At 62.9% G+C, this 11747-nt stretch carries 11 protein-coding genes; 6 read left to right on the top strand and 5 right to left on the bottom strand.

Translation table 11 applies throughout. The features are described 5' to 3' along the window. Positions 1 to 18: 18 nt before the first annotated feature. Positions 19 to 1242 carry a DNA recombination protein RmuC gene (locus ASE36_RS06770; RefSeq protein WP_062276749.1) on the bottom strand — a complete coding sequence of 408 codons (1224 nt, stop codon included), beginning with the start codon at positions 1240 to 1242 and terminating at the stop codon, positions 19 to 21. A 267-nt stretch (positions 1243 to 1509) separates the two neighbouring features. On the opposite strand from ASE36_RS06770, the gene ASE36_RS06765 reads away from it, so the two are divergent. The 5 genes from ASE36_RS06765 to truA all read left to right on the top strand — a co-directional run bounded on the left by ASE36_RS06765 (position 1510) and on the right by truA (position 7003). Then, positions 1510 to 3039, top strand: a complete 1530-nt coding sequence (locus ASE36_RS06765) for a globin-coupled sensor protein (protein WP_062276747.1) — start codon at positions 1510 to 1512, stop codon at positions 3037 to 3039. Between the two features lie 109 nt (positions 3040 to 3148). After that, entirely contained in the window at positions 3149 to 4645 is a 1497-nt protein-coding gene (locus ASE36_RS06760) for a globin-coupled sensor protein (protein ID WP_156378582.1), read from the top strand. Between the two features lie 76 nt (positions 4646 to 4721). Further along, entirely contained in the window at positions 4722 to 5234 is a 513-nt protein-coding gene (gene def, locus ASE36_RS06755) for a peptide deformylase (protein WP_062276742.1), read from the top strand. A gap of 54 nt (positions 5235 to 5288) precedes the next feature. Continuing rightward, on the top strand, positions 5289 to 6233 hold the full coding sequence (fmt, locus tag ASE36_RS06750; RefSeq protein WP_062276739.1) for a methionyl-tRNA formyltransferase: 945 nt from the start codon (positions 5289 to 5291) through the stop codon (positions 6231 to 6233). Then, positions 6233 to 7003, top strand: a complete 771-nt coding sequence (truA, locus tag ASE36_RS06745) for a tRNA pseudouridine(38-40) synthase TruA (protein WP_062276736.1) — start codon at positions 6233 to 6235, stop codon at positions 7001 to 7003. The genes fmt and truA overlap by 1 nt, the downstream gene beginning before the upstream one ends. A gap of 9 nt (positions 7004 to 7012) precedes the next feature. Here truA and ASE36_RS06740 read toward each other — a convergent pair whose 3' ends face one another. From ASE36_RS06740 to dapD, 3 genes are all read right to left on the bottom strand, one after another. Continuing rightward, the gene (locus tag ASE36_RS06740) at positions 7013 to 7609 is read right to left on the bottom strand and encodes a hypothetical protein (RefSeq protein ID WP_062276733.1); all 597 of its coding nucleotides are present in this window, start codon (positions 7607 to 7609) and stop codon (positions 7013 to 7015) included. Continuing rightward, on the bottom strand, positions 7596 to 8789 hold the full coding sequence (gene dapE, locus ASE36_RS06735) for a succinyl-diaminopimelate desuccinylase (RefSeq protein WP_062276730.1): 1194 nt from the start codon (positions 8787 to 8789) through the stop codon (positions 7596 to 7598). Before dapE ends, ASE36_RS06740 begins: the two co-directional genes overlap by 14 nt. 155 nt (positions 8790 to 8944) lie before the next feature. Next, positions 8945 to 9802, bottom strand: coding sequence for a 2,3,4,5-tetrahydropyridine-2,6-dicarboxylate N-succinyltransferase (gene dapD, locus ASE36_RS06730; protein WP_062276727.1), 858 nt, complete (start codon positions 9800 to 9802; stop codon positions 8945 to 8947). Between the two features lie 140 nt (positions 9803 to 9942). Here dapD and ASE36_RS06725 point away from each other — a divergent pair, with 140 nt between their 5' ends. Beyond that, positions 9943 to 10821, top strand: a complete 879-nt coding sequence (locus tag ASE36_RS06725; protein WP_082510864.1) for an LOG family protein — start codon at positions 9943 to 9945, stop codon at positions 10819 to 10821. A 38-nt stretch (positions 10822 to 10859) separates the two neighbouring features. On the opposite strand, the gene ASE36_RS06720 is transcribed toward ASE36_RS06725, so the two are convergent. Next, entirely contained in the window at positions 10860 to 11657 is a 798-nt protein-coding gene (locus tag ASE36_RS06720) for an EF-hand domain-containing protein (protein WP_062276722.1), read from the bottom strand. Positions 11658 to 11747: the final 90 nt, after the last annotated feature.

The raw sequence follows: 11747 nt of genomic DNA, 5'->3' as shown, positions 1-11747 counted from the left end.
CTCTTGTGGACCAGCCCGTCAGTCCTCGTCAACAACCCTGAGCTTGAGAAGCCCGGTCCGGCTTTCCACTGCCCGTGGCGAGGCGTCGGCAGGGTCCACCGCGCCACCCGGCACCTCGAATTCCATCGCCTCGATCTTGGCGCCGCGTTTGGCCAGCTTGTCGGAGGAGGTGATGATCTGCTCGACATCCTTCTGCGCCGCCAGAAAATGGCTCTGCAACTTGCGTGTCCGGTCGTCCAGCCGGCCGAGGTCCTCCATCAACCGGACCACCTCGCCCTGGATCAGATGCGCCTGTTCGCGCATGCGCTGATCCTTGAGCACCGCCTGGATCACCTGGATCGACAGCATCAGCAAAGACGGCGAGACGATCACCACCCGCTGGCGATGCGCCTTCTGCACCACGCCTTCGAAATTCTCGTGGATCTCGGCAAAGATCGATTCCGACGGCACGAAGAGAAAGGCCATCTCCTGCGTCTCGCCCGGCAGCAGATATTTGTCTGAGATATCCTTGATATGCACCTCGATGTCGCGGCGGAACTGCTGGCTCGCGACCTTTTTGTGCTCCGGCGTCTCCCCGTCGCGGATCGCGTTCCAGGCCTCCAGCGGAAACTTCGCGTCGACAACCAGCGGCGGCGAATTATTCGGCATACGGATCGTGCAGTCCGGCCGCGATCCGTTGGAAAGCGTCGTCTGGAATTCATAGGCCCCCATCGGCAGCCCGTCGGCAACGATCGTCTCCATCCGCGACTGGCCGAAGGCGCCACGCGTCTGCTTGTTGGAGAGGATCGCCTGCAGCCCGACCACATCCTTAGCCAGCGACTGGATGTTGTTCTGCGCTGCATCGATTACCGCCAGCCGCTCCTGCAGCGTGCGCAGATTGTCATGCGTGGATTTCGTTTGCTCGGTAATCGTCGTCCCGAGCCGATGCGTCATGCCATCCAGCCTTTGGCTGATCGATTGGTTCAGCTCCGCCTGCCGGCTCCCGAACACTTCGGCCATCGTCGCCAGCCGCCCCTGCATCTCCGCCTGTGCCTTGAGAAGCTCCGCTAGCCGCGCCTCCGCCGCCTCGTCGCGCCGCAGCGTTTCCTCCATCATCTGCGCCCTAAGGTTCGCCGACCGTCGCGCCGCAGCGATCAAGGCGATGATGGGAAGGGCGAGCAGCACCGCCGCGAGCGCCAGCAGGAATCCAGGTCCGAGCGTGACGGAGCCGATAGTGATCGCGGGAAGATCTTGAATGTTCATGGCAAGACTATATCCGATTCGACCGGACGGACCAGATCAAAGAGTGAACGCGCCGCCAGCCTCGGGGTAATGGACGCAAAAGCTGAAATTAAGTTTGCGGTCAAATTGACAAATGGCAAGGGTGGGAGCGGTGGCTACCCAAAAACATCTGCTCACAACTGCACGCTGCAAATTTCGTCAATTTTAGAAACTCCACATTTACCATTTGGGGTATTCCTTAATAAGGCATGGCGATATTGCCATGACCCTTCGGATGGAAAGACTAAGATGGTATCGGCGAGTGATAATGCGGATCTGAAGAACCGCCTGCGATTTCTGGGATTGGACGATAAAGGGCGTGATACCCTGCGCCGAATGGGTCCGCTAATTCGAGCCAATATTGGGACCGCCCTTGAAATCTTCTACGATAAAATCCGAAAGGTGCCTGAGACCGCAGCTTTTTTTCGTAGCGAAGATCACATCCGCAGTGCCAAGAGTCGTCAGGAAGACCATTGGGGCATCGTCGGCACGGCGGAATACACCGACAGCTATGTCGAGGGTGTCACCAAGGTCGGCAAAGCCCACGCCCGCATCGGTCTTGAGCCGCGCTGGTATATCGGCGGTTATGCGCTGGTGCTCGAACAGCTGATCCACGCAGTCTCCCGCGACCGATGGCCGAGCCGCTTCGGCCGGCAGAAGGCGCCACAACTGGCCGACGAGATTTCCGTCGTCATGAAGGCCGCAATGCTCGACATGGATTACTCCATCTCTGTCTATCTCGACATCCTGGCCGCCGAGCGCAAGCAGGCAGAAGAGACAAGGCTGCGCACCGAGGCTGAACAGGCAACCGCGCTCGCCGCCCTGCGGGCCGTCCTGACCAAGCTTGCTGCAGGCGACCTCGAAGCCCGACTGCCGGACGATTTGCCCGCCAATTTCGCCGAGATGGCGCGCGACTACAATGCCTCTGTTGATGCCCTTCGCGCTACGATCGGTACGGTTCGCAGCTCCGCCGACGAGATCTTCAAATCCACGTCCGCCATCGCAGAGGCAACCGACGACCTCGCCCAGCGCACCGAGCAGCAGGCGGCAGGTCTTGAGGAAAGCACTGCCGCCCTGCACGAACTCACCCAGAACGTGACGCTTACCGCCGATGGCGCCCAGAAGGCAGCTCAGGTCGTCGGTGTTGCGCTTGATGAGGCGCGTGTCTCCGAAGAGGTCGTCTCCCGGGCCGTCGATGCCATGGGCGCCATCGAAAAATCCTCCGATGCCATCTCCAAGATCATCGGCGTCATCGACGAAATCGCCTTCCAGACCAACCTGTTGGCCCTCAATGCCGGTGTTGAGGCCGCCCGCGCCGGCGAGGCCGGTCGTGGCTTTGCGGTTGTCGCCCAGGAAGTCCGCGAACTTGCCCAGCGTTGCGCCAATGCTGCCCGCGAGATCAAGAGCCTGATCTCCCAGAGTTCGACCCAGGTCAATTCCGGCGTCGGCCTCGTCAACAATGCCGGCGATGCCTTGAAGCAGATCATCGTGCGCATCGGCGAGATCAACCAGATCGTCGGCACGATCGCGGCCGCAGCAGCCGACCAGTCGGGCGGCCTGCGCGAGGTCAATACCTCGATCGCCTCCATGGACCAGATCACTCAGCGCAATGCGGCGATGGTGGAGGAAACCTCCGCCCAGACTGCGACGCTCGGGGAAGAGGCCGAACGCCTGCTCGCCGCCCTCCAGGGTTTCCGGATCCAGAACGCGCATGCCCATGCCCAGAGCCACACGTCTGTTCGTCGCCATCAGCCGGCGGATCGGAGGATGGCGGGTTGACCGCCAGCGCCGGGGCGAAGTGGAACAATTCGCCCCGGCGTTTAGCTTCTGTTTAGGAAACCGTGACAGGTCTGATTGACGACGATCAATCCCTCAGCCTCGCGTTGGTATCATGCATCAGAAATCGAACACCGATCTGTCCGAACGCCTCGACTTCCTGGAAATCGACCAGAAGACGCGCGACACCTTGGGAGAGCTGCGTCCGACCATCCACGATGTCATGGGGCCGGCGCTCGACAAGTTCTATGCCAAGGTCGGCAAGACGGCTAAGATGGCCAGTTTCTTTCGCGACAGCGCCCATATGAACGGCGCGAAGAACGCCCAGATCGGCCATTGGGACAAGGTCGCCAAGGGCGGCTTCGATGAGGATTATGTGCGCGGCGTCACCGCCGTCGGCAAGGCCCATGCCCGCATCGGGCTGGAGCCGCGCTGGTATATCGGCGGCTATTCCATGCTGGTTGGCGAACTGCTCTCCGGCGTGCTCGTCAAGCATTGGCCCTTCCCGTTTGGCAAGCGCCATGCGGAAGCCCTGGCCGAGAAGATGAAGGCTCTCGTCAAGGCCGCCATGCTCGATATGGACTATGCCATCTCTGTCTATCTCGATGAGCTGGAAACCAGGCGCAAGGCGCTGGAAGAGGAGCGGGCCCGCTTCGAGGCCGATCAGGCGATCGCCATGGAGCATCTGCGCCGTGGCCTGGAATCGCTCGCCCGCAGCGATTTCGAAACCCGCATGACGACCGACCTGCCGGAAAACTTCAAGGAAATGGCCGGCTATTACAACGACACGGTCGACAAGTTGAACGTCTCCTTCGCCGCCATCCGCCGCGCCTCGGAAGAAATCCTCGGTGGCACCGATGCCATCGCCCATGCATCGAGCGAACTTGCGAGCCGCACCACCCGCCAGGCTGCCGGCGTCCAGCAGAGCTCCACCGCACTCCAACAGCTTTCCGTCAGCGTCAGCCAGACGGCCGCCAATGCCGAGCGCGCATCGGCCGCCGTGCGCGAAACCCAGCAGCAGGCCCAGACCTCGGGCACCGTCGTCTCCCGCGCCGTCAACGCCATGGACGCCATCGAGAAATCCTCCACCGAAATCTCCAAGATCATCGGCGTCATCGATGAAATCGCCTTCCAGACAAACCTTCTCGCCCTGAACGCCGGCGTTGAAGCCGCCCGCGCCGGGGATGCCGGCAAGGGTTTCGCCGTCGTTGCCCAGGAAGTCCGCCAGCTCGCCCAGCGCTCGGCCGATGCCGCCAAGGAAATCAAGCAGCTGATCTCGCAGAGTTCCGATCAGGTGAAGCAGGGCGTCGAACTCGTCACCGGCACCGGCGAGGTTCTGGGCGACATCATCGCCCGCATCGATGCCATTGACAGCTTCGTCTCCGACATCGCGACCGCCGCGAAGGATCAGGCGACGGGCCTCAACGAGGTCAACCAGGCCACCCGCAACATGGATCTGCTGACCCATGAAAACAGCGGCATGGTCGAGCAGACCTCGGAAGAAACCCGTCGCCTGCGCGCCGAAGTCGCCGGCCTCGTGGAATTGATGAGCCATATCCGCACCCGGACCGAAGATGCGGGTCGCGGCCATCGCCGCAATGCCGCCTGATCGCTCAGACGAGAAGGGGAGAAGATCGGTGCATTTTCCGATTTCCTCCCTTTCGATCTTGCGCTAAGGGAGGCTCATGACCATCAAGCCACTCATAATCCTGCCCGATCCGCTGCTGCGCCAGGTGTCTCAACCTGTGGAGCGCGTGGATTCCGAGCTGAACCAGCTCGTCGACGACATGCTCGAGACCATGTACGAGGCCCCCGGCATCGGGCTCGCCGCGATCCAGGTCGGCGTGCCGCGCCGCCTGCTCGTCATCGACCTCGCCAAGGAAGGCGAAGAGCCGGCCCCGCTCGTCTTCATCAATCCGAAGATCATCCGGTCATCGGACGAGCGCTCGACCTATGAGGAAGGCTGCCTTTCCATCCCGGATTATTACGCCGAGGTCGAGCGTCCCGCCACCATTACGGTCACCTCGCTCGATCGCACCGGCAAGGAAGTGACGACCGAGGCCGATGGCCTGCTCGCCACCTGCCTGCAGCACGAGATCGACCATCTCGACGGCGTGCTCTTCATCGACCATATCTCCCGCCTGAAGCGCGAGATGGTCATCAAGCGCTTCACCAAGGCTGCCCGGCAGAAGATCTGATCCGAGGCCGCGCTTCGGCGCGACCGTCCGCTCCCTCCTGAAGGCGAGATCGATATGGCATTGCGCATCATTTTCATGGGAACGCCGACCTTTTCCGTCGCCACCCTCAAGGCGCTTCACTCCGCCGGTCATCAGATCGTCGCCGCCTATTCCCAGCCACCCCGCCCGGGCGGCCGCCGTGGCCTCGATCTGCAAAAGTCGCCGGTCCATCAGGCCGCCGAAGAGCTCGGCATCGAGGTTCGTCACCCGCTCAATTTTCGTGATCCCGCCGACCGCGAGGCCTTCGCAGCCCTGAACGCCGATGTCGCCGTCGTCGTCGCCTATGGGCTGCTTCTGCCCCAGGCGATCCTGGATGGCACGCGGCTCGGCTGCTACAATGGCCATGCCTCGCTGCTGCCGCGCTGGCGCGGTGCCGCCCCCATCCAGCGGGCGATCATGGCCGGCGATGCCGAGACCGGCATGATGGTGATGAAAATGGACAAGGGCCTCGACACCGGCCCCGTCGCGCTCACCCGCAAAATCGCAATTGGTCCCGACATGACCGGCGGCGAACTGCATGATGCCCTGAGCTTGATCGGTGCAGACGCCATGGTCGAGGCCATGGCGCTCCTGGAAAAAGGCGCACTCGAAACCGTCGCCCAGCCGGAAGAAGGCGTGCTCTACGCCGCCAAGATCGACAAGGCCGAAACCCGTGTCGACTTGTCCCGTCCGGCGAAGGAGGTCCACGACCATATCAGAGGTCTGGCACCGTTCCCGGGCGCCTGGACCGAAATCGAGGTCGGCGGCAAGCCCGAGCGTGTGAAGCTGCTCGCTTCGCATCTCGCCGAAGCGGAGGGCCAACTCGCAGCGCCCGGCACCATCATCGACGATCAGCTCACGGTCGCTTGCGGCACCGGAGCCGTCAGCCTCGTGCGCCTGCAAAAGGCCGGTGGAAAGCCGCTCGACGCGAAGGATTTCTTGCGCGGCACGCCGCTTGTCAAGGGCAAGGTGATCGCCTGATGCCGCGCTTCCGCATGATGGTGGAATATGACGGCACCGCCTATGTCGGCTGGCAGCGCCAGCGCAATGGCCATTCGGTGCAGGCAGCGCTGGAAAAGGCGGTGTTTCGCCTGACCAGCGAAACCGTCGTCGTCCGGGGTGCCGGCCGCACCGATTCCGGCGTGCATGCCAGGGGCCAGGTGGTCCACACCGATCTCACCCGTGCCTGGGACCCTGTGAAGCTGCGCAATGCGCTCAACGCCCATCTCGCCCAGGCCGGCGAGCAGGTCGCCGTGCTGGACGCCATGCCCGTGCCGGATGATTTCGACGCGCGTTTTTCAGCCCTCAAGCGCCATTATCTCTATCGCATCATCATCCGTCCGGCGCGTCTCGCGCTCGAGGCCAACCGCGCCTGGTGGGTGCCGAAGCCGCTCGATCACGAAGCCATGCACGAAGCCGCCCAGCAACTGGTTGGCCATCACGACTTCACCACCTTCCGCTCAGTCCATTGCCAGGCCTTGAACCCGGTCCGCACGCTCGACCGGCTGGATGTCTCCCGCCACGGCGATCTCATCGAGATCCGCGCCAGCGCCCAGAGCTTTCTGCACAACCAGATCCGCTCCTTTGCCGGCACGCTGAAACAGGCCGGCGAAGGCAAGCTGACGCCTGAGGATGTGCGCGCAGCCCTCGAAGCCCGCGACCGCAAGGCCTGCGGCCCGGTGGCGCCGCCGGAAGGCCTCTATTTCATGCGGGTGGATTATCCCGGCGACGAGCCGCAGCCGGATATCTGAAGCCGGACCTCAGCCCGGGTAAACGCCGAGATAACGTTCCAGCACTTCCGCCAGAATCATCGATGGCACCAACACCACCATGATGATCGTCGACACGGTCAGCAGGTGGTCCCCAATGATCATTCGGACGATGCGGAACAGGATGATGATCAGCGTCACCATCAGCAGGAACCAGAGGAGCGCCACAAGTCCGCTGAGGCCCGGCAGCAGCATCATGACCAGCACCAGCAGGCCATAGGCATAGGATGCCGGCAGCGCCAGCCAGTTGGTCACCACTACGAGGGCGGTGAATTTTTCAGCAAGCCCGACCATCCAGCACAGCACGCCAAGCAGGATGACCGGCACCAGCCAGTTCGCCGCTTCCACCAGGGCCAGCCGGAAGAAAAACAGAAGCCCGGCCGAGGTCCCCGAAGGCTGTCCCTCAAGGAAGAGCACGCGCCACCAGGCAAACGACAAGAGGATCGCCGGCAGCGACCAGGCGATCGACCAGAAGGAGCGCGCAGCGCCGCGATCGCTGAAATCGAGATGGGTAAAGCCTGCCGGATCCTGCTTCATCAGCAGCCACAGGCCCTTCAGGTAGATCTCGATTTCCTTAAGCGTCGGCATGCGCAAACCACTGCTCGATGAAGGTCTGGTAGATCACCGTCAGGGTTTCGAGGTCGGCGACTGAAACGCGCTCGTCGACCATATGCATGGTCTGCCCCACCAGGCCAAACTCCACGACAGGGCAATAATCCTTGATGAAGCGCGCATCCGATGTGCCGCCGGTCGTCGAAAGCTTCGGAGTCCGGCCCGTCACCGTTTCGATTGCAGCGGAGAGCGATGAAATCAGGCTGTTGCTGCGCGTTAGGAATACGTGGCTCGGCCGCTCGGACCACACCATCTCATAGCCGATCGCGGCGCGACCCGGCCGAAGCTCGGGATCGATGGCAGCCGCGTCCAGACGCCGCAGGATCTCGGCTTTCACGCTGTCGGCATCCCAATGGTCGTTGAAGCGGATGTTGAATTTGAAGCGGGCGGTCGCCGGAATGACATTGGTCGCGGCATTGCCGACATCGATCGAGGTAACTTCAAGGTTCGAGGGCTGGAAATTTTCCGTGCCCGCGTCGAAGGCCGGGAACATCAGGCTCTTGGCCAGCGAAAGCGCACCGCGCACGGGACTGTCGGCGAGGTGCGGATAGGCCGCGTGGCCCTGTACGCCGCGCACCGTCACAGTCCCGGAAACCGAGCCACGCCGACCGATCTTGATCATGTCGCCGAGCGTATCGGGATTGGTCGGCTCGCCCACCAGGCAGGCATCCCAGCGCTCGCCACGTGCGGCTGCCCATTCGAGCAGCTTCACCGTGCCGTTGACGGCAGGTCCTTCTTCGTCGCCGGTAATCAGCAGCGACACCGAGCCCTTCGGCACCTTGCCGGCCTCGACCAGCCGCGCATAGGCCGCGATGAAGCAGGCAATCCCGCCCTTCATGTCGACAGCGCCCCGGCCAAACAGCATTCCGTCACGCACCTCGCCGGAAAACGGCCCGGCCGACCAGTCCGCCTCATCGCCGACAGGCACCACATCGCTATGGCCGGCAAACATCAGATGCGGGCCATCGGTGCCGGCGCGGGCATAGAGGTTTTCGATGTCGGGTGTATCGACGTCGCGCTCGACCATCCGGTCGACGGCAAAGCCAAGCGGCTTCAACAGGTCCTCCAGCACCGAAAGCGCCCCGCCTTCGTCCGGCGTGACGGAGGGGCAACGGATCAGGGCCTGCAGGACGTCAACGGGATGTGTGGCGATCATGACCAGATTCGGGAATGTTAGATCCTGGAGCCGCGCCCCGGATCAAGATGGGGAGAACAGGGGGAGGTGTAACCGATCCGGCGGCCCCTGTCACGCGGTGGCCCCGGCGCCGGCCAGTCAGCTGGTGGCGTCGAACGCCACCAGCTGTGTTGCGATCAGTCGCGCAGCAATTCGTTGATGCCGGTCTTCGAGCGGGTCTGTGCGTCGACGCGCTTGACGATCACGGCGCAGTAGAGATGCGGTGCGGCAACGCCGTTCGGCATCACCTTGTCGCTGCCCATCGAACCGGCGACGACGACCGAATAGGGCGGTACTTCGCCATAGGTCACTTCGCCGGTGGCGCGGTCGACGATCTTGGTCGACTTGCCGATGAACACGCCCATGCCGAGCACCGAACCTTCGCGGATAATGCAGCCTTCGACGACTTCCGAACGGGCGCCGATGAAGCAGTTGTCCTCGATGATCGTCGGGCCGGCCTGCATCGGCTCCAAAACGCCGCCGATGCCGACGCCGCCGGACAGGTGCACATGCTTGCCGATCTGTGCGCAGGAACCGACGGTCGCCCAGGTGTCGACCATGGTGCCTTCGCCGACATAGGCGCCGAGATTGACGAAGGAAGGCATCAGGATCGCGTTTGGCGCGATATAGGCCGAGCGGCGCACGACGGCATTCGGCACCGCGCGGAAGCCGGCGGCGCGGAACTGGTTCTCGCCCCAGCCTTCGAACTTCGACGGCACTTTGTCCCACCAGGTCGAGGAACCCGGACCGCCCTTGACGACTTCCATGTCATTGAAGCGGAAGGAGAGAAGTACGGCCTTTTTCAGCCACTGATGCACGGTCCAGCTACCGTCCTCGCCACGGGTGGCGACGCGCGCCTTGCCGCTGTCGAGCAGATCAAGCGCGGCTTCGACAGCGTCGCGGATCTCTCCCTTGGTGGCGGTCGAGACCGTGTCGCGGTTCTCGAAGGCAGCTTCGATGACGTGTTCGAGCTGGGTGAGATCGGAGGCGCTCATCTGAATTCCTTAAACTTCGTTGTCTAACCTTGGGGATGGAAGCGATCAGGGTCTGATCGAAAATTCGCGCAAAGCTCTAGCGCATAAGTCGCTGCATGAAAACAGCGACTGGCGGCCTTGCGCGTCGGAAAGGAACAAGCATGGCGAGACTGAAAAACGGCAAGCATCGGCGCAAGGACGGATCCTGGGATCCTTTGAAGGACTCCTCCACGGACCGTCAGACCGCGAAGGTCATCCCGCGCACGCCGCAATCCGCGTCCTCGTCCTATACGCTCGCCTATGCCGATGACGAATTCCTCTGCCGCGAGGAACTGCGGCCGGTGCGCCTGCAGCTGGAATTGCTGAAGACCGAGATGATCCTCACCGAGCGCAACATCAAGTCGACGGTGGTGATGTTCGGCGGCGCCCGCATCCCCGCACCCGGCGAGGCCGCCTGGGCGGCGAAGAACGATATCCAGAAGAAGAACCTGGAAGATGCCTCGATCTATTACGACCAGGCCCGACGCTTCGCCCAGCTTTGCTCCAATCAGTCGAAGGCCAGCGATTATCACGAATATGTCGTCGTCACCGGCGGTGGTCCAGGCGTCATGGAAGCCGGGAACCGAGGTGCCGCCGATGTCGGCGCACCCTCGATCGGCCTCAACATCGTGCTGCCGCATGAGCAGGCGCCGAACCCCTATGTGACGCCGGAGCTCAGCTTCAACTTCCACTACTTCGCCATCCGCAAGATGCATTTTCTGATGCGCGCCAAGGCGATCACCATCTTCCCCGGCGGCTTCGGCACACTGGATGAGTTCTTCGAGGCAGTGACGCTGATCCAGACCAAGCGCATGGCGCCAATCCCGCTCATTTTGTTCTCCAAGGCTTTCTGGCACGACATCATCAATTTCGAGGCGCTCGCCACCTTCGGCACGATCGCGCCCGAAGATCTGGAACTCCTGCACTTCGCCGAAACGGCGGAGGAAGCCTGGCAGATCATCGCTGATTTCTACGACCTGGACGCAGAAACGGCCCCGTAAAGGGGCCGCATCCACGTCGCCTGGGAGGCTTGTCAGGATCAGCGGAAGAAGATCGGCCGCTTCGGCATGTCATCGACGCTGATCACGCCGTCCTTGTTGCGGTCCATGCGCTCGAACATCTTGTCGCCCATGGCGGTTGCTTCCGCCTTGCTGATCTGGCCGTTCTCGTCGGTATCGGCCACCCGCATCATGCGTACAGGACCACCCATGCCACCGGGACCGCGATCACCACGGCCTTCGCCGCGCTCGGCCCGCTCATTGTGCCAGCCATGGCGCTTGCCATCGTGCCCCTTACCATCACGGCCCTTGCCGTCATGATGCTTGCCTGGGCCGGGACCACCCATGGCGTCCATGCCATCGGGGCCGCGCATCTCGTCGGGACCACCCATGTCATCGGCTTCGGCCATGTCCTGCGGCCCTTCGTCCGGCGGCGGAGCGGCTGCCTCGTCCTGATCATCATCGCCCGGCGGCGGTGGCGGTACGGCCGCCTCGTCGTCCGGTGCCGGGGCATCGGCCTTCATCTCGGCGCGGGCTTTTTCCATTTCGGCGCGCATCGACTCGCGATGCTTGCGCATCTCGCCCGGCGTGATCGAGCCGTCCTTGTCGGCGTCGATCGAAGCGAACATCGCTTCGCTGGCGCCGGCTGCTTCTTCCTTGCTGATCTTGCCGTCCTTGTTCGTATCGAACTGCTGCAGCATGCGGACGAACATGACTTCCGGGCCGCCGCGCGGCGGGCCGCGTCGATCGCCGCGATCCTGGGCAAAGGCGCCGCCGGCCGTGGTACCGATCAGGAGGGACGCCGCAAGGGTCGCCAGGGTGATGGTTCTGCCGTTCATCTGAGGTCCTTTCAATGACTGTGTCTATGAGAGGAATGTAGGGTCGATGGCGGCCACGGCCTACTTAACGATCGGTAAGGCGCATGAAAC

It is taken from the genome of Rhizobium sp. Root274, from assembly GCF_001429245.1.
In the GTDB taxonomy this organism is placed as follows: Bacteria; Pseudomonadota; Alphaproteobacteria; order Rhizobiales; family Rhizobiaceae; genus Allorhizobium.
Note: the sequence above shows the minus strand (reverse complement) of the source record. Positions and strands in the feature narration are given on the sequence as shown.